The organism is Aliivibrio sp. EL58, assembly GCF_900312675.1.
Taxonomy (GTDB): Bacteria; Pseudomonadota; Gammaproteobacteria; order Enterobacterales; family Vibrionaceae; genus Aliivibrio.
The window spans coordinates 353,844-371,962 of record NZ_OMPC01000012.1 but is presented as its reverse complement, the minus strand read 5'-3'; the positions used below and the strand labels follow the sequence as shown (position 1 = coordinate 371,962).

The following is an 18,119-nucleotide window of genomic DNA, read 5'->3' as shown; positions in this document are numbered from 1 at the left end:
TTTCCAACCTTTTTGTAGCTGCGCACTGATATAAGACAGAGTTAAACTACCATCTGATTCTTCTTTGAGTTTACTTATATTACCCTAGTAACTACAAGAATGAGTGTTAAACTATGTATCATAAATAGTAAAATGATATTTCCGTTAACCTACTCTAATAAGTGATTATGGCTGAATACGTATATACAATGTCACGAGTGAGCAAAATTGTTCCTCCTAAAAGACAAATCCTGAAAGACATTTCTCTTAGCTTCTTCCCTGGTGCAAAAATCGGTGTTCTTGGCCTAAATGGCTCAGGTAAATCAACACTACTTCGCATTATGGCGGGTCTAGATACTGATATTGATGGTGAAGCTCGTCCACAAAGTGGATTGAACATTGGCTATCTACCGCAAGAACCTGTTCTCGATGAATCAAAAACAGTTCGTGAAATCGTTGAAGAAGCGGTTTCTGACGTAGCTGGAGCGCTATCTCGATTAGATGCTGTTTATGCTGCTTATGCTGAAGAAGATGCTGATTTTGATGCTCTTGCTAAAGAGCAAGGTGAACTTGAAGCGATTATCCAAGCAAAAGATGGTCACAACCTAGAGAACGCTTTAGAACGTGCTGCTGATGCACTACGTCTTCCAGAGTGGGATGCAAAAATTGAATTCCTATCTGGTGGTGAACGTCGTCGTGTTGCTATCTGTCGCCTTCTTCTTGAAAAACCAGATATGTTACTTCTTGATGAACCAACCAACCACCTTGATGCAGAATCAGTCGCGTGGCTTGAGCACTTCTTAGTAGATTATTCAGGTACTGTTGTGGCAATTACCCATGACCGTTATTTCCTAGATAATGCTGCTGGTTGGATCTTAGAGCTTGACCGTGGTGAAGGTATTCCATGGGAAGGTAACTATACGTCTTGGCTAGAGCAAAAAGATGACCGTCTAAAACAAGAATCTTCGAAAGAAAATGCTCGTCAAAAAACGATAGAAAAAGAGCTTGAGTGGGTTCGTCAAAATCCTAAAGGTCGTCAAGCGAAATCAAAAGCTCGTATGGCTCGATTTGAAGAACTTCAAAACACCGATCACCAAAAACGTAATGAAACAAACGAATTGTTCATTCCGCCAGGCGAGCGTTTAGGTGATAAAGTTCTTGAAGTAACTAACTTAACGAAATCATTTGGCGATCGTGTACTGATTGACGACTTATCATTCAGTATGCCAAAAGGCGCTATCGTTGGTATTATCGGTGCCAATGGTGCTGGTAAATCAACGCTATTCAAAATGTTAAGTGGCGCAGAAGAAGCGGATTCAGGCTCAATTGTTTTGGGTGAGACAGTTAAACTTGCTTCTGTTGATCAATTCCGTGACAGTATGGACAATACAAAAACGGTTTACCAAGAGATCTCTGAAGGCGCTGAGATCATCAAGATCAATAATTACGAAATTCCAGCTCGTGCGTACTGTTCTCGCTTTAACTTCCGTGGAAATGACCAACAGAAAATCATTGGTGATCTCTCTGGTGGTGAACGTAACCGTGTTCATTTAGCTAAATTATTGAAAACAGGCGGCAATGTACTGTTACTCGATGAGCCAACCAATGACCTAGATGTTGAAACATTACGAGCACTAGAAGAAGCTCTTCTAGAATTCCCTGGTTGTGCCATGGTTATCTCGCATGACCGTTGGTTCTTGGACCGTATCGCTACTCACATTCTTGATTACCGCGATGAAGGTAAAGTGAACTTCTTTGAAGGTAACTATACTGAGTACAGTGATTGGATTAAGAAGACATTAGGCGCTCAAGCTGCTGAACCACATCGTATTAAATACAAGCGTATGACTAAATAGTAATAACGATTATTTGATACTCATCATAAGGGCCGCATTAAAGCGGCCTTTTTATTAGACTTACAACAAACCAGATATCATACTCAGAGATTAAACTTATAATATAAGGAACATATTATGATTGAACGACGCAAATTCTCACGCGTAGTGTACCAAGCAAACATCACTCTTCAGCAAGATGATAAGCAATGGAAAGGCTCTTTGGTTGATTTATCTCTGCATGGATTACTTATCAATTTAGCAGATGACGAAGGGATTAAAGAAAACTCTGAATTTAACGTGCGATTTACGCTAAATGATAGTGATATTGATATCAGTGCTGAATGCAAACTGATAAATAGAACAGATAACACGCTAAGACTCTGTATAAGCCACATAGATATTGATAGTATTAGCCACCTTAAACGCCTAATTGAACTCAATGTCGGCAACAGTGATATGTTGTTACGCCAACTCTCTGAGTTAACCACCTTAACCTAAAGTAAATAAGTTTATTCCTATGCCAGATAAAATTCGTATTTCCGTTTCTCATAGTAAAGGAACGCGCTTCTTTGCTCTTTCTCCAAAACGGAAAAACCTTGTTATTTTATCTCTTTTATTGGGACTTGGCTCATTTACACTAAGTGCTTTTGGGCTGCATTATTTTTATCAAAAGCAACAAGCATCTGAATTGGCAATCGCTCAACTTCAAGTACAAAATGGGGTTCTCAACAACCTTATTATTGAAAATAATGATAGCAACTATGAATTAACGCAACAGCTTGAAGCCAAAGAAAATGAATTTATCGTTATTAGCCAACGAGTTGAAGATGTTGAATCAGTACTTGGATTACAAGATATCTCTGAAGAAGATACGCTATTATCTGAAAAGACATTAGAACAACGACTGGATGTCGCAGCCATTGATTCTGCAGTTAGAGCGACCATGTTTCGCTTAATACCCAACGATACCCCTATAGATTTTATTCGAAATTCATCCAGTTTTGGGAAAAGAACAAACCCTATTTCAGGCAAAAGACAACGACATTTAGGGCAAGATCTTACTTGTAAGCGTGGTACAGAAATTTATGCACCAGCTGATGGCGTTGTTGAACTCGCCCGACCAAGTAAGAAAGGTTATGGTAATTTACTTAAGGTTCAGCACTCTTTTGGGTTTATGACCATGTACGCTCATTTACAAAAATTTAAAGTGCGTTCAGGGCAATTTGTAAAAAAAGGGGACCTAATCGCGACCTGTGGTAATACAGGTAATTCAACAGGACCACACCTTCATTATGAAGTACGCTTCTTAGGTCGAGTATTAAACCCTCAATCTTTTATCGACTGGACCCCAGAGAGCTTTGAGAGCTTATTTGAAAAAGAACGAAGTGTTAAATGGACTCCGCTAGTTGAAATCATGAATAACATGGTAAAACTGCAATTAAAGTTAACTCAAAAACCAACCGTTGAGCAAATAGAAGCAATTAATACCGTAAAAGCAGAACAACAATCAATGACGAAGTTAACTCAATAATGCTATAAATTAACTAAAACAAAAAAGGTGAGCAAATGCTCACCTTTTTTGTTAATCGTAAATTAATGCATGGTATAACTAGCTTCGCTCTCTATGAATTGAATCATTCGCTTGTCTAAGTAAGCTCTTACTTTCAATTAAAAACTGCTCTGCATAATCACCAAACCAATGCTCAACTTCTTTAAAGTTATCAATAAAACCTTCGCGATTATGATTTTCTAATAATGCAATTGCATCACCAAATCGTTGATGGAAGCGCTTTATCATTTCAATATTTTCTTCTGATGAAAGAATAATATCAGCATATAGATTAGGGTCTTGTGCAAACAATCGGCCTACCATCAATAGCTCTAAACGATAGATTGGTGAACTTAGATTAAGTAACTGTTCAATATCTGGGTTTTCTTTCGCAAGATGTTGACCGTATGCAAAAGAGGTAAAGTGACGTAAAGCTTGGATCAGAGTCATACCATGATCGTGTTCTGATGCTGAAATATCACGAACAATAGCACCCCATATTTCAAACTGCTGTTTAAGCCAAGCATAACTTTCTTTATTGCGCCCATCACACATAACAATTACTTGTTTCGCTAAACTAGGTACATCTGGACCAAACATAGGGTGTAAGCCAACGACAGGCCCTTTATGAATATCCATCATCGCTTGAAGTGGTTTTTTCTTTATCGAGGTTAAATCACATAGAATACAATCTTCAGCTAAGCCAGATAACTTATTAATAACATCAACAGTTAAATTAATTGGGACGGTAACGACAACCATTCCAGTCCCATCTAAGATGGTCTCTGCATTATTCCAATCCTGGCTACCTAAAATACGAACTTCATAACCAGATAGCTTAAACATTTTGGCAAATAAGCCACCAAGTTGACCATTACCACCAATAATAACAATAGGTCTTAATTCAGGTTTTAAACACTTAAATCCTGAATCATTTTCACTACTGTAAGATTCACGCATTGTGCGACGCAAAATATCTTCAATTAACGAGGGCGGCACCCCTTTTTTCTCAGCTTCTAATCGTCTCGATGCCAACATTGCAGCTTCTCGACTTGGATCGTAAATAGGTAATCCATGAGCACTTTTTACTTCACCTACTTGCTCAACTAAATGCAGTCGTTGAGCCAAAAGATCCAGCATTTGCTTATCCACTGTATCTATTTGATCGCGTAAGTGATTGAGTTCTACCGCCATCTCGTTTTATCCTTTTAAACGCTCTTCCAATACTGGAGTTAATTCTTTATGAGTATGGCGTAATAGTGCCTCAGTTGATTCCCAATTGATACACGCATCCGTGATAGACACCCCATATTTCATCTCTGATAATGGGATATCTGAAGGTTGGTTGCCTTCATTCAAATGGCTTTCAATCATTAAGCCAATAATCGATTTATTACCTTCACGAATTTGATGAATTACGTCTTCTGCGACCAATGGCTGACGTCGGTAATCTTTACGTGAATTAGCATGGCTGCAATCAACCATCAAGGCAGCATCCAGCTCTGATTTCGCTAACTCTTCTTCGCATTCAGTGACAGAGACTGAATCATAGTTTGTTTGCTTACCACCACGTAGAATCACATGGCCATTTGGATTACCTTGCGTTGTTAGTAATGCAACTTGACCTTCATTATTGATCCCCATAAAGCGGTGACTAGAAGCAGCAGCCTGCATCGCATTAATTGAAGTCGATAAACTACCATCAGTACCGTTTTTAAAACCAACAGGAACAGAAAGGCCACTCGCCATTTCACGGTGTGTTTGTGATTCTGTTGTACGAGCACCAATAGCCGCCCAGCTAAATGTATCACCAATATATTGTGGGCTAATTGGGTCTAGAGCTTCAGTCGCTAATGGTATCTCCATCTCTGCTAAATCAACTAAAAGCTGTCTTGCTGTATGCAGACCACCTTCTATATCAAAAGAGCCATCAAGATGAGGGTCATTAATCAAACCTTTCCAACCGACTGTTGTTCTTGGTTTTTCAAAGTAAACACGCATTACAATATACAATTGATCTTTAAGATCTTCAGAGATCACTTTCAATCGCTTAGCGTATTCTTTTGCTGCATCAATATCATGAATTGAGCATGGACCACATACTATTAATAAGCGGTGATCGGCTTTATGGATAATATTGGAAATAGTTTGGCGAGATTGCTGAATAAATTGGCGAACATTATCGCTTAGTGGAATTTTATTTTTTAATTCTTGTGGTGTGATCAGCACTTGTTCATCGCTGATATTGATATTGCTTAGTTCGCTTTTTTTCATTTCTACACCTGTAAACTTTTATTTCCATTAATAGTCTTTTTAGACAAGTAGAATTAATGTAACAGGTATAAGATAAAAATCAACTAACTGTAATAAAATAAATACGATAATTTATTTTGTAAATTAAAGTTTACAGTTAAATTTACATATAAAAAAAGGTGCGCTGATAACAGCACACCTTCATAGCACATTTGAGAAACATTCTCGTGTGCGTTACTTTTTAGTCAGCTTCTCTTTAATACGAGCTGATTTACCAGAACGCTCACGCAGGTAGTACAACTTGGCACGACGTACTGCACCGCGACGTTTAACTTCAATGCTGTTAACGATTGGAGAGTGAGTTTGGAACGTACGCTCAACACCTTCACCGTTAGAAATTTTACGTACAGTAAACGCTGAGTGAAGACCACGGTTACGAATAGCGATTACAACGCCTTCGAATGCCTGTAGACGCTCACGGTCACCTTCTTTAACTTTAACTTGAACTACAACAGTATCACCTGGTGAAAACTTAGGTAGATCTTGCTTTAGTTGCGCATCTTCAATTGCTTTAATGATGTTGCTCATTTTTTGTATATCCTAGAATAAACTGATACTAAATTTCTTAATTACTTACTTTGCTGATGTTCTTCACGAACAAATTCAGCTAGTAATAATTCCTGTTCGTCAGTCAGAGCTAGATTTCCCAGGAGCTCTGGTCTTCTTAACCAAGTACGGCCTAACGATTGTTTCATTCGCCAACGAGCGATATCTTTATGATTCCCAGATTTAAGTACACTAGGTACTTCCTTGCCATCCAAAACCTCAGGTCTTGTATAGTGCGGACAATCTAACAAACCGTCTGCAAAAGAATCTTCTTCAGCGGACGCAAAATCTCCTAACACCCCCGGAACAAACCGAGAGACAGAATCAATTAGCGTCATAGCAGGGAGTTCCCCACCTGTAAGCACAAAATCACCAATTGACCATTCTTCGTCAACTTCGGATTGTATTATGCGCTCATCTACTCCTTCGTATCGGCCACAAATCAGAATTATATTCTCACTTGTTGCCAACTCCTCAACACCAGCTTGATTCAGCGTACGGCCTTGAGGTGAAAGGTAAATCACTTTCGTTTTGCCTGGTGCTGCTTCTCTGGCTGCAGTAATGGCGTCGCGCAAAGGCTGAACCATCATTAACATACCAGGACCACCACCATAAGGTCGGTCATCAACAGTGCGATGTTTATCTTGAGTGAAATCTCTAGGATTCCATGTCTCTATAGATAAAAGACCTTTTTTAATTGCTTGGCTAGTTACCCCAAAATCGGTAACCGAACGGAACATTTCAGGAAATAGGCTTATAACCCCAACCCACATGTGCCCTCGCTTTACCTAGGGTTTAGAACCCAGGATCCCAGTCAACTTCGATCCGTTGAGCCTCACGATCAATTAACTTGATCACTTGCTCATCAATAAAAGGAATCAAACGTTCCTTTTTACCAAAAGCATCTTTCAGGTTTGCTTTGACTACAAGAACATCGTTTGATCCGGTTTCAAAGATATCGTCAACAATACCTAGGCCGTAACCTTGGCTTGTAACGACTTCCATACCAAACAATTCACGCCAGTAGAATTCATCTTCTGACAGCTCAGGCAGTGCATCTGCTTTAACTGCAATTTCTAGGTTAGTATAAGTTTGAGCTTCTTCTCTAACTTCTAACCCTTCCAGTTTGCACACCAAACCTTTATGACGTTTCCAGCTTTCGACTGAAAACTCGACCCACTCACCTTTTACTTTTACAAGTAATGGTTTGTAATCGAAAATGCTTTCAGGTTGATCAGTAAAAGAAACTACTTTCAACCATCCACGAATACCATAGGAAGCACCGAACTTACCTACAACAATTACTTCGTCTTGCTTACTCATAAAATCTTTACCTTTAACCAACTAAATTAAGCCGCTTTGTTAGCGTCTTTAACTAGCTTAGCTACACGATCAGAAAGACCAGCGCCTAAACCAACCCAATGGTTAACGCGATCAAGATCTAAACGAAGACCTTCTTCTTGACCTTGTGCTGTAGGGTTAAAGAAACCTACTTTCTCAATGTAACGACCAGTTGATTTAAAACGGCTGTCCGCTACTACGATTTGATAAAATGGACGCTTCTTAGCGCCGTGACGTGCCAAACGAATGGTAACCATATCGTCCTCTATTTGCTTCGTACAAAAATTAAATTGGCCCAAAAAAATAATCTTTTCTTGAGCCCTCGTGCCAAAATAAAGCCCCGGAATTTTACTCTTATGAGCTTTCAATGCAAGGGCTTTAGTTACTTTTTCACCAATTATTTCTGTAATTAGTGAAAAAATTGGGTAAAAAAGGTGCGCTAGGTTAAATTTATCAATAAATTAACTTGTCGCACCTTGTTATCTAATTAATAGATTTTAACAATTTCAAACGGTACTTAGCGACCAAAGCCACCCATACCTCCGCCCATTCCACCCATCATGCCTTGCATATTACGCATCATGCCTTTCATTCCACCCTTCTGCATTTTTTTCATCATTTTCTGCATTTGAGTAAATTGTTTAAGCATACGGTTTACATCTTGTACTTGAGTACCAGAACCAGCTGCAATACGTTTTTTGCGAGAACCTTTGATAAGTTCAGGGCGTTGACGTTCTTTCATCGTCATGGAATTAATAATAGCTTCCATTTGATTAAACATCTTGTCATCAACTTTATCTTTTACATTATCTGGTAGCTGAGACATTCCTGGAAGTTTATCCATCATGCCCATCATGCCACCCATGTTCTTCATTTGACCAAGCTGTTCACGGAAGTCTTCAAGATCAAAACCTTTTTTCTCTTTGAATTTTTTCGCTAACTTCTCAGCTTTTTCTTTATCTACATTCTTTTCAAGATCTTCAATCAAAGAAAGAACATCACCCATGCCTAAGATACGTGATGCAATACGCTCAGGATGAAAAGGTTCTAGTGCATCAGTTTTTTCACCAACACCTAAGAATTTAACTGGCTTACCTGTAATGTGACGAACAGAAAGTGCAGCACCACCACGAGCATCACCATCAACTTTCGTTAAGATAACACCGGTTAATGGTAACGTATCACCAAATGCTTTTGCCGTATTCGCCGCATCTTGACCTGTCATTGCATCAACAACAAACAGGGTTTCAATTGGGTTTACATGTGCATGAAGTTGCTTAATTTCATCCATCATCTCAGCATCAACAGCTAAACGACCTGCTGTATCGACAATGACAACATCAAAGAATTTTAATTTTGCATGGCTGATTGCACCATCAACAATATCAATTGGTTTTTGATCTGCGGTTGATGGGAAGAAATCTACTTCAACTTCTCCAGCTAATGTTTCTAGCTGTTTGATTGCAGCTGGACGATAAACATCGGCAGATACAACTAATACACTCTTTTTATCTCTTTCTTTTAATAGCTTTGCTAGTTTAGCTGTACTGGTTGTTTTACCCGCACCTTGTAAACCTGCCATTAAAATAACCGCAGGAGGCTGACAAGCTAAATTAAGGGCTTCATTAGAATCCCCCATTACCGCTTCTAGTTCAGACTGAACGATCTTAATAAACTCTTGGCCTGGAGTTAGGCTTTTTGATACTTCAACCCCAACAGCGCCTTCTTTTACTCGCTTAACAAAATCACGAACCACAGGTAAAGCAACGTCTGCCTCTAATAGAGCCATACGAACTTCACGCAGTGTTTCTTTAATGTTTTCTTCTGTTAATCGACCTTTACCACTGATATTTTTCAGGGTCTTGGATAGTCTATCCGTTAAATTATCAAACATATTCTTGCGCCTACTTTGCGACCATTTCTCGATTATACCTAAATCTGAGACGTTATAATGAAAATTTTTTATCCTAACTGAATCACACCTACCGAGATTGACCTCTAAAGGGTATAATCAAAATGTTGATAAACTAAATGATCAGTGAATTATGGATACGATTACAGCAATTAGTGCTGCTCTTTTTTACTTTCTTGCGTTAGGTTTTGTTATTCCAGGCTTAGCTAGCCAAAATAAAATCCAAGCAAACATTGTCTTTATTTGTGCATTTCTTGCACTGGTTTTGCACGCCTGGCAGTTGAAAGAACTCATTCTAAATAGCTTTGGACAAAACTTAAGTATTTTAAATGTCGCTTCTCTCATTAGCTTCATTATCTCTTTAGTTATGAGTGTCTCTATGCTCAAATTTAGAGTGTGGTTTATTCTGCCTGTTGTTTATAGCTTTTCAGCGATTAACTTATTAGCTGCAACATTTCTCCCTGGCGCCTTTATTACTCACTTAGAAACTCATCCAAGTTTATTAATTCATATTTCTCTGGCACTGTTTGCTTATTCTACCTTAATGATAGCCACACTATATGCACTACAACTGGCTTGGTTAGATCATAAATTAAAAACGAAAAAATCTTTGACCATTAATCCAAACCTTCCACCATTAATGATGGTAGAACGCCAACTTTTCAAGATCATTCTGGTCGGTTTAGGATTATTAACTCTCACATTATTGACCGGCTTCACATTCATTCAGGATATGGTCGCTCAAGGCAAGATGCATAAAGCGGTTCTTTCTTTTATCGCATGGGTAATTTACGCCGTATTAACTTGGGGACATTACCGCCAAGGTTGGCGTGGACAAAAAGCTTTATGGTTTAGCCTTATTGGTGCATTTATATTAACACTGGCTTATTTTGGTAGTCGTTTCGTTCAAGAGATAATTTTAACTTAATTTAACGATAGCTAACTCACTTTTCATGATCAAAGTTGACACACTTTCTGTTAATGCTGTAAATACGATATACTATATTTTTAAAATGAGGATCAAGACACTTGGACGACATATCAACAGGCGCCCTATTTACTTTACTAGCTATACTCATTGTTATGTCAGGTTACTTCTCAAGCTCTGAAACGGGCATGATGTCGTTAAACCGCTATCGCCTAAAGCACCTTTCTAATCAAGGGCACAAAGGGGCGAAGCGCGTAGAAAAATTACTAAGCCGTCCTGATCGTCTTATCGGTCTTATCCTTATTGGTAATAACCTCGTAAATATCCTAGCCTCAGCGATAGCCACCATTCTTGGTATGCGTCTTTATGGTGATTATGGTGTAGCTATTGCCACTGGTGTACTAACACTTGTTATCCTTGTCTTTGCGGAAGTAACACCAAAAACCCTTGCGGCTATGTATCCAGAGCGTGTTTCTTACAGTAGTAGTATCGTATTGAACGTGCTAATGAAGATACTTTCTCCATTAGTTATCTTAGTGAACTTTATTACCAATGGTTTTCTTAAACTTCTTGGGCTTGGCGCAAACCATAGTGATAAAGATAACCTAAGCTCAGAAGAACTTAGAACCGTTGTTCATGAAGCGGGTGGCCTGATCCCTCGTCGTCACCAAGACATGCTAATCTCTATTCTCGATCTTGAACACGTAACTGTGAACGACATCATGGTTCCTCGTAGTGAAATCACGGGCATTGATATCAATGATGATTGGAAATCTATTTCACGCCAACTAGCACACTCACCTCATGGTCGTATTGTTCTGTACCGTGACCAAATTGACGAAGTCGTTGGTATGCTACGCTTACGTGAATCATATCGTTTAATGCTTGAGAAGAATGAATTTACTAAAGAAACGCTTTTAAGAGCGGCAGATGAGATTTACTTTATTCCTGAAGCAACGCCATTAAATAGCCAACTACTTAAGTTTCAACGAAACAAAGAACGTATTGGATTGGTTGTTGATGAATATGGTGACATCCAAGGGTTAATTACACTTGAAGATATTTTAGAAGAAATTGTCGGAGAGTTTACAACGTCTATGGCACCAAGCTTAGCCGAAGAGATCACGCCTCAACCTGATGGCAGCTTCATGATTGAAGGCAGCGCTAATATTCGAGATATTAACAAAGGACTAAAGTGGGACTTGCCTACCGATGGGCCAAGAACATTAAATGGTTTAATCCTCGAACATTTAGAAGAGATCCCAGAGACTGAAATTAGCCTTGAGATCGAACAGCATAATATGAAAATTATTGCGGTTGAAGAGAATAAAATCAATTTAGTTAAAGTATTTCCTAGTCCCGAAGATACAAAATAACAGCATAAAAAAAGCCCGTTTTTATACGGGCTTTTTTATATCAATGAATTATAAAATTAATCAACAGACAGCTCTTTTAGCATTGAATCAGGTAATGCAAGCTCATCGTTTTTATTTACTCGAATACCTGAAGCTAGAATAGCCGTCGCGATTGCTTTTGCTTCTTCTAACGAATGCATTGCGTAAGTACCGCACTGATATTCATTAAGTTCAGGGATCTTGTTCTGAGCTTCTACTTTTAACACATCTTCCATTGAAGCAATCCAAGCGTCAGCAACAGTTTGCTCTACTGGCGTACCAATTAAGCTCATGTAAAAACCAGTGCGGCAGCCCATAGGTGAAATATCGATGATTTCAACAGAAGAACCATTAAGATGATTTCGCATAAAGCCAGCATATAAATGCTCTAACGTATGAATGCCTTTCTCAGATAAGATGTCTTTATTTGGTGCAGTAAAACGTAAATCAAATACCGTGATCGTATCACCCTTAGGGGTTTGCATTGTCTTTGCAACACGAACAGCAGGCGCTTCCATACGAGTATGATCTACAGTGAAGCTATCTAATAGTGGCATATTCTAATCCTTTAATTTATGAATGATGGCTTACCACCACCAACTACTTTGTCGTTCAAGCTCAGCTTTACATTGCTTTAATTGCCAGCCATATGTCTTCGCTTGAGATTCAACCTTACGAGCTATCTTAATCAATTGTGGTTTACTTTGGTAGCTTTTGCGTTTGTATCCACCTCTACCTTCATGATAAGCAAGGTACTGGTTGTAAGGATCCCATTTAGAAATACCTAAACGCTTTTGCGTACCGTCAGTATACCAACCTATAAACATTATCGCATCATCAAAACTACTGCGTGACCCACCACCGGTTGCATCTTCATATTCACCCCATACTGGATCTTGCGCCTGAGCGTAGCCATAAGCAGAGCTTGGACGACTCCAAGGAATAAAGCCAAGCAGTTTTGTTCTTGGAGGACGCACATCAGAACGAAAGCTACTCTCTTGCTTCATAATGGCCATAGCAACATTGATAGGGGTTCCATACTCTTCAGTCATGTCTTTGGCATCATCATACCAACCACTTTTTTCACGAAAAATATCACACAAATTATCTTGTTTCGTTGGAGGAGCGGTCGCACACCCTGTTAATATCGAAAATGTTACTGCAACAATTATCAGTTTATAATTCATTATTATCACTCAATAAAAAAGCACTGTTACTCATCAAATAACAGTGCTTTGTTTAATCTAACCTCAGTTACTTCAAGTAACTAAAGTAATCTTCTAAATAATCAGAAAATGATTGTGTATCTGCATTTTCGATTTCTTTCTGGGCAAGAATAGAACGCTCAACTTCTGCATCCAACTCTTTTTTACTATAAAAGTTGTATTGGTGATTTAAGTGAGTTTCACGATGTTTTACCGCCAATTCACAACCAACCGTTCCAATACCGCCACCTTTCTTCGTTTCAGCTAATAATCGACCTGATATCGTTAGTTCAGGATCATTGATCATTGCCGTTAAACGTTGATGGGTTTGTTGGTATTCATTATCGCCATTAATCGCATCCATCTCTTTAGCGATAATAAGTAAATCAGCAAATACTCGTTCAGCCCATGCTTTTTGAGTTAATCGCTCACCTTGGCAGCCAATTTGCAGCTCTAAACCTGGCTTACGGCCTTTTTCAACGATCTTATTCCAATTATCTTTCCAGCACGCCATTTCACTGTCATTCATCGGTGCTGAGTCAGTTAATACTGCCCATGTTAGGAATAAGTCTAAGAATCGCACTTGGTCTTTATCAACCCCAACAGGGCTAAATGGATTTACATCCAATGAACGAACCTCAATATACTCAACGCCATCATTCTCTAGAGCAACTGAAGGTCTTTCACCATTTTTTGCTACACGCTTAGGGCGAATTGGAGCGTAAAGTTCGTTTTCAATTTGCAATACATTCGCATTCAATTGAATCTGTTTATCACCTTCTTTTAATCCTATTTTTGCAAATTCTTCTGAAGGCATTCGGATGGCTTTATTTAAACCATCAACATATTCATTAACGCTGTTTAAACTAATTTTTAAGTCACTTTGAGAATCATTGGTGTACCCAAGATCACTTAAACGTAATGAGGTTGCATAAGGTAAATACAATGTTTTACCCAGTGATTCAAATTCCATTGCCGTTTCACGACCTTGAATAAATGAACTACATAGCGCAGGAGACGCACCAAAGAAGTACGGAATTAACCAGCCAAAACGGTAGTAATTTCGGATTAAACCAAAATAAGCGTCAGAGACAGAAGCTTTTCTTTCTTCTTCTGATTGCGCGCCAAATAACTCATCCCAGAATTCTGTTGAGAAAGAGAAATTAAAATGCACACCAGAGATCACTTGCATCACACTACCATATCGACGCTTTAAGCCTTCACGGTAGGTTGTTTTAAGTTGACCAACATTTGATGAGCCATATTGGGCCAGCGTAATATCATCATCATGAGTAACAAAACATGGCATCGAAAGTGGCCATAGCTTCTCTTCACCCATGTGTGAAACTGTATAGTGATGCACATCTTCAAGTTGTTGTATTACTGTATCCACATCGTTTGATACAGGCGTAATAAACTCTAATAAAGACTCTGCAAAATCTGTCGTTATGTATTTATGCGTTAATGCTGAACCTACGCCTACTGGATGTGGCTTAGAAGAAAGCGATGCACCTAGAGTAAATCTTAGGGTCTCTCTTTCAATTCCTCGGCCTATTTTTTTAAATGCCTTAGGATTGGAAGCGACTTTCTGTAATCGGTTGATAAATTCGGTCAAAATACAATCTCGCTATTGAGGTAAGTTCAACATCACAATGTTGATTTATATCCTGAGATACTAACAAATTTTAATGAGAGTTGGATATGAAAAAACGGCAATATATGCTTGATATTGCCGTCTTTCTAATAAAATTTACTTCTTAGGGGTTAGTAACTCTATTGGTAACCCTAGTGTTTTCAATTTTGGCATTAATGATTTTTCATCACCAACAACAATTATTTGATATTGTGTCGGGTCAAACCATTTTGAAGCCAATGTATTGAGATCACTTCTGCCCAATGTTGCTATCAACTCATTTTGCTCATCGATAAAATCTTCATCTAACGAGTAAGTTAAGATCTTACCTAATAAACTCGCTTTCTGACTCGGCGTTTCATACTTTAGCGCATCTTGTTGGCCTACGGCTAAACGCATGAAATTTAATTCATCCATCGTCATACCATCAGTTTCAAACTTTTTCATTTCAGAGATAAATTCTTGGATTGATTCTAAAGTGACGTCTGCACGAACTTGAGCATAGAAAATCGACATCCCAATTTCTTTATTACCAAATAAAGAGCCTCCAGCACCATAGGTATAGCCTTTATCTTCACGAAGATTTTGGTTAATTCTACTATTGAAGTTGCCGCCCAAATTAAAATTAGCTAGCTGAGTTTTATATAGCTCTCCGGTTGCATCATATTGCATACCTTGACGAACAAAACGGATCACACTCTGCGGTGCATTCGGTTTATTGACCAGATAGATTTTTTGCTGATTCAACACCGGTAGTTTCTGTGGTGCTAATAAACGTGGCGCTTCTCCTTGCCAAGCAGCTAAGAAAGATAATTTAGATACAAGATCTGATTTAGTAATGTCCCCAACAGAAACAACTTGAGTACCAATTGGCGTATAGTTCTCTTTATAGAATTGTTTTATATCATCAATCGTTAAACTCTTAACTGATTCCAATGACCCATCAGGGGCACGATCAAAAATAGTTCCGTCAAATAAAACCTCACGAGTCGCTTGGGACGCTAACCACGATGGCTTCTGATGCTCATACACTAACCCTTCAACCGCTTGTTTTTGTAAGCGCTCAAAATCAGCCTCTTTAAAGGCAGGGGAAAATAGCATGTCATTAACGATCGCTAGAGTTTGATCGATATTCTTCGTAAGCGATGCTATTGAAATTGTCGTCGTATAAGTGCCTGTGTTAAATGAGATTGAACTGCCTAATTTATCCAACTCTTTTTGAATATCTTCTGCAGAACGCTCTGTTGTTCCTTCTTCCATCATTGCCGCAGTCAGCTCAGCTAAACCTTCCTTTCCTCTTACTACATATCGATTACCTGCAGGTATCGCTATTTGTAATTGAATGGTTGGCGTCTCAATGGCTTCAGTTCCTAATATTTCAATATCGTTAGTCAATTTTGCACGATAGATATCAGGTGTTGTTGCAGTAACGCCCTTTGATGGTTGAGGCATAATAGAACGATCAAAATCATCAACTGCTTTACGTACTTCTAAATCATTTTCATCGAGTTTTTGATATTCAGGCAATTCTCGCTTAGGCGTAATAAAGTTTGGCTTTTCAACTTGAAGTTGTGTTTTCCCTTTAGGCACAACACTCAACGTCACTTTATATTTGTTCGCGATGTAGGTATCGAATGCTTGAGACACTTTTTCAGGAGTCACGGCTTTTAACTCTGCTAGTTGTTTTTCTAGCTGGTTAGGCTGACCATAGAATGTCTCATTTGACGCAAGTTGAGATACTTTTCCTGATACAGATTGTAGACCAAATATCGCCCCAGCTTCTGCACTCCCCTGCACTTCAGCTAAGTCTTCTTTTGATACTCCTTCTTTTTCAAACTTCTCCAGAACATCCATAATCTCGCTGTATGCAGACGCTAAACCGTTGTTGTCACCAGAGTCTGTCATGGCATAAACATACATGGTACACGACAGCTCAGCACAGTCATGAAATGCACCAGTATCGACAACTTTACCTGTCTTCACTAGCTCTTGATAAAGTAAGCTTGTTTTACCATTACCAAGCAAAGTAGCTAACATATCGAGACTGGCTTCCGTTTCCTCGCCTCGGTAAGTCGTAGGCCAACCAATCATTACCATCGGCTGTTGAATTCTATCTTCTAGGGTAATAAAGCGATTTTCTGTCAACGTCACAGGTTGCTTTGGTGCATTTTCAACTTCTGGTCCACGAGGGATTGAACCAAAGTATTTGTTCACCCACTCTAGTGTTTGTTTGCTGTCTAAATCACCACCGATAGTGATTACTGCATTATTAGGGCCGTACCAACGTAGGAAAAAGGCTTTAAGATCATTGACATCTACACGGTCTAAATCTTCAACATAGCCAATTGTCTGCCATGAATAAGGATGACCTTGTGGAAATAACGCTTCTCCCATACGCTCATAAATCAGTCCGTATGGACGGTTATCATAGTTCTGTCCACGTTCATTCTTCACCGTACTACGTTGGATCTCAAATTTCTTTTGAGAAACGGCGTCAATCAAGAATCCCATACGATCTGACTCTAGCCAGAGCATTTTTTCTAATTGATTAGCAGGTACGGTTTCAAAGTAATTCGTTCGGTCACGGTTCGTGGTGCCATTTAGCGTACCACCCGCTTCTGTGATGATTTTAAAGTGTTGCTGATCACCAACATTTTCAGAGCCTTGGAACATCATGTGCTCAAAGAAGTGTGCAAATCCTGATTTCCCGATCTCTTCTCGTGCTGAGCCTACATGATAAGTAACATCAACATGCACAAGCGGATCAGAATGATCAGGACTTAAAATAACCGTTAATCCATTTTCTAATGTGTATTTTTGGTATGGAATAACCGTTGTCCCTTCTTTTGGTAATACTTGCTCAATTAAGGTGACACCTTGAGGTAAGTCTGATTTTTTTGGTGCTTCAAATTCTGAATTACTGCACCCAGACAAAGCCAATACTATCGACAGAGCTAATAATTTTTTCATTTTAATTCCTATAAAATTCCGTTTACCGCGAGCGATAGTAAAAGATATCGTGCAGCCTTTCCTATTCCAATTAAAATTATGCATGGCCAAAATTTCATTCGTAGCCACCCTGCAGCGAGGCAGAGAGGATCACCTATAACCGGTAACCAACTGAACAATAACGTCCAATAACCATACTTTTTTAACCATTTAATGGCTTTATGACCATGTTTCTGTGAAGAAGTTTTATCAGGAAGTAACAAACCAAGCCAATAATTTGTTATGCCACCCAGTGTATTTCCCAATGTTGCTACAGCAATAACAGTCCACATTGAAAAGCTGTCTAATTTTAACGCTGCAATTAAACTGGCTTCTGATGCTCCAGGTAATAAAGTCGCACTTAAAAATCCTGAACTAAATAATACCCATAATGCAGAATCTGCATTAAACCAATCAAACATGATTGCATTAATTCCATTAACTAAAATATATGCAATAAGCATAAAATAAAAAAGGGTGCATCTGCACCCTT

Annotated in this window: 17 protein-coding genes; 5 read left to right on the top strand and 12 right to left on the bottom strand. The window is 38.8% G+C overall.

The genetic code is table 11. The annotated features are described in order from the left end of the window. Window positions 1-167: 167 nt before the first annotated feature. From ettA to ED622_RS19840, 3 genes are all read left to right on the top strand, one after another. A complete protein-coding gene (gene ettA, locus ED622_RS19850) occupies window positions 168-1,835 on the top strand; it encodes an energy-dependent translational throttle protein EttA (protein ID WP_122036738.1) in 1,668 nt (555 codons plus the stop codon). Between the two features lie 117 nt (window positions 1,836-1,952). Continuing rightward, entirely contained in the window at window positions 1,953-2,315 is a 363-nt protein-coding gene (locus ED622_RS19845; RefSeq protein WP_122036737.1) for a PilZ domain-containing protein, read from the top strand. Window positions 2,316-2,334: 19 nt separating this feature from the next. Then, window positions 2,335-3,348: a M23 family metallopeptidase gene (locus tag ED622_RS19840; protein ID WP_122036736.1), complete on the top strand. Its 1,014-nt coding sequence runs from the start codon at window positions 2,335-2,337 to the stop codon at window positions 3,346-3,348. A gap of 78 nt (window positions 3,349-3,426) precedes the next feature. Here the strand turns inward: ED622_RS19840 and tyrA are convergent, their stop codons facing one another. From tyrA to ffh, 7 genes are all read right to left on the bottom strand, one after another. Further along, on the bottom strand, window positions 3,427-4,560 hold the full coding sequence (gene tyrA, locus ED622_RS19835; protein ID WP_122036735.1) for a bifunctional chorismate mutase/prephenate dehydrogenase: 1,134 nt from the start codon (window positions 4,558-4,560) through the stop codon (window positions 3,427-3,429). A 6-nt stretch (window positions 4,561-4,566) separates the two neighbouring features. After that, window positions 4,567-5,640: a 3-deoxy-7-phosphoheptulonate synthase gene (locus ED622_RS19830; RefSeq protein WP_122036734.1), complete on the bottom strand. Its 1,074-nt coding sequence runs from the start codon at window positions 5,638-5,640 to the stop codon at window positions 4,567-4,569. Between the two features lie 213 nt (window positions 5,641-5,853). After that, the gene (gene rplS, locus ED622_RS19825) at window positions 5,854-6,207 is read right to left on the bottom strand and encodes a 50S ribosomal protein L19 (RefSeq protein ID WP_122036733.1); all 354 of its coding nucleotides are present in this window, start codon (window positions 6,205-6,207) and stop codon (window positions 5,854-5,856) included. Window positions 6,208-6,248: 41 nt separating this feature from the next. Then, entirely contained in the window at window positions 6,249-6,998 is a 750-nt protein-coding gene (trmD, locus tag ED622_RS19820) for a tRNA (guanosine(37)-N1)-methyltransferase TrmD (protein WP_122036732.1), read from the bottom strand. A gap of 22 nt (window positions 6,999-7,020) precedes the next feature. Further along, window positions 7,021-7,548 (bottom strand): ribosome maturation factor RimM, encoded by a 528-nt coding sequence (gene rimM / locus ED622_RS19815; RefSeq protein WP_045101316.1) that lies wholly within the window; start codon window positions 7,546-7,548, stop codon window positions 7,021-7,023. Between the two features lie 26 nt (window positions 7,549-7,574). Beyond that, window positions 7,575-7,823: a 30S ribosomal protein S16 gene (gene rpsP, locus ED622_RS19810; RefSeq protein WP_026025303.1), complete on the bottom strand. Its 249-nt coding sequence runs from the start codon at window positions 7,821-7,823 to the stop codon at window positions 7,575-7,577. A gap of 260 nt (window positions 7,824-8,083) precedes the next feature. After that, on the bottom strand, window positions 8,084-9,460 hold the full coding sequence (gene ffh, locus ED622_RS19805) for a signal recognition particle protein (RefSeq protein ID WP_122036731.1): 1,377 nt from the start codon (window positions 9,458-9,460) through the stop codon (window positions 8,084-8,086). Between the two features lie 151 nt (window positions 9,461-9,611). On the opposite strand from ffh, the gene ED622_RS19800 reads away from it, so the two are divergent. Next, the gene (locus ED622_RS19800) at window positions 9,612-10,406 is read left to right on the top strand and encodes an inner membrane protein YpjD (protein ID WP_122036730.1); all 795 of its coding nucleotides are present in this window, start codon (window positions 9,612-9,614) and stop codon (window positions 10,404-10,406) included. Between the two features lie 101 nt (window positions 10,407-10,507). Further along, window positions 10,508-11,782 (top strand): HlyC/CorC family transporter, encoded by a 1,275-nt coding sequence (locus ED622_RS19795; RefSeq protein ID WP_122036729.1) that lies wholly within the window; start codon window positions 10,508-10,510, stop codon window positions 11,780-11,782. Window positions 11,783-11,838: 56 nt separating this feature from the next. Here ED622_RS19795 and luxS read toward each other — a convergent pair whose 3' ends face one another. The 5 genes from luxS to ED622_RS19770 all read right to left on the bottom strand — a co-directional run bounded on the left by luxS (window position 11,839) and on the right by ED622_RS19770 (window position 18,048). Continuing rightward, window positions 11,839-12,357, bottom strand: coding sequence for an S-ribosylhomocysteine lyase (luxS, locus tag ED622_RS19790; protein ID WP_122036728.1), 519 nt, complete (start codon window positions 12,355-12,357; stop codon window positions 11,839-11,841). Between the two features lie 30 nt (window positions 12,358-12,387). Beyond that, window positions 12,388-12,987: a hypothetical protein gene (locus tag ED622_RS19785; RefSeq protein ID WP_122036727.1), complete on the bottom strand. Its 600-nt coding sequence runs from the start codon at window positions 12,985-12,987 to the stop codon at window positions 12,388-12,390. A 67-nt stretch (window positions 12,988-13,054) separates the two neighbouring features. Next, window positions 13,055-14,620 (bottom strand): glutamate--cysteine ligase, encoded by a 1,566-nt coding sequence (gene gshA / locus ED622_RS19780; protein WP_122036726.1) that lies wholly within the window; start codon window positions 14,618-14,620, stop codon window positions 13,055-13,057. A gap of 135 nt (window positions 14,621-14,755) precedes the next feature. Continuing rightward, window positions 14,756-17,608, bottom strand: a complete 2,853-nt coding sequence (locus ED622_RS19775) for a pitrilysin family protein (protein ID WP_122036725.1) — start codon at window positions 17,606-17,608, stop codon at window positions 14,756-14,758. An 8-nt stretch (window positions 17,609-17,616) separates the two neighbouring features. Further along, window positions 17,617-18,048, bottom strand: a complete 432-nt coding sequence (locus ED622_RS19770) for a YqaA family protein (RefSeq protein ID WP_122036759.1) — start codon at window positions 18,046-18,048, stop codon at window positions 17,617-17,619. Between the last annotated feature and the right edge of the window lie 71 nt (window positions 18,049-18,119).

Coding starts and splice junctions, on each gene's coding strand:
- luxS (WP_122036728.1), bottom strand. CDS start 12,357: ATGCCACTATTAGATAGCTTCACTGTAGATCATACTCGTATGGAAGCG.
- trmD (WP_122036732.1), bottom strand. CDS start 6,998: ATGTGGGTTGGGGTTATAAGCCTATTTCCTGAAATGTTCCGTTCGGTT.
- ettA (WP_122036738.1), top strand. CDS start 168: ATGGCTGAATACGTATATACAATGTCACGAGTGAGCAAAATTGTTCCT.
- ED622_RS19845 (WP_122036737.1), top strand. CDS start 1,953: ATGATTGAACGACGCAAATTCTCACGCGTAGTGTACCAAGCAAACATC.
- ED622_RS19840 (WP_122036736.1), top strand. CDS start 2,335: ATGCCAGATAAAATTCGTATTTCCGTTTCTCATAGTAAAGGAACGCGC.
- rplS (WP_122036733.1), bottom strand. CDS start 6,207: ATGAGCAACATCATTAAAGCAATTGAAGATGCGCAACTAAAGCAAGAT.
- ED622_RS19830 (WP_122036734.1), bottom strand. CDS start 5,640: ATGAAAAAAAGCGAACTAAGCAATATCAATATCAGCGATGAACAAGTG.
- rpsP (WP_026025303.1), bottom strand. CDS start 7,823: ATGGTTACCATTCGTTTGGCACGTCACGGCGCTAAGAAGCGTCCATTT.
- rimM (WP_045101316.1), bottom strand. CDS start 7,548: ATGAGTAAGCAAGACGAAGTAATTGTTGTAGGTAAGTTCGGTGCTTCC.
- ED622_RS19775 (WP_122036725.1), bottom strand. CDS start 17,608: ATGAAAAAATTATTAGCTCTGTCGATAGTATTGGCTTTGTCTGGGTGC.
- ffh (WP_122036731.1), bottom strand. CDS start 9,460: ATGTTTGATAATTTAACGGATAGACTATCCAAGACCCTGAAAAATATC.
- ED622_RS19800 (WP_122036730.1), top strand. CDS start 9,612: ATGGATACGATTACAGCAATTAGTGCTGCTCTTTTTTACTTTCTTGCG.
- ED622_RS19770 (WP_122036759.1), bottom strand. CDS start 18,048: ATGTTTGATTGGTTTAATGCAGATTCTGCATTATGGGTATTATTTAGT.
- tyrA (WP_122036735.1), bottom strand. CDS start 4,560: ATGGCGGTAGAACTCAATCACTTACGCGATCAAATAGATACAGTGGAT.
- ED622_RS19785 (WP_122036727.1), bottom strand. CDS start 12,987: ATGAATTATAAACTGATAATTGTTGCAGTAACATTTTCGATATTAACA.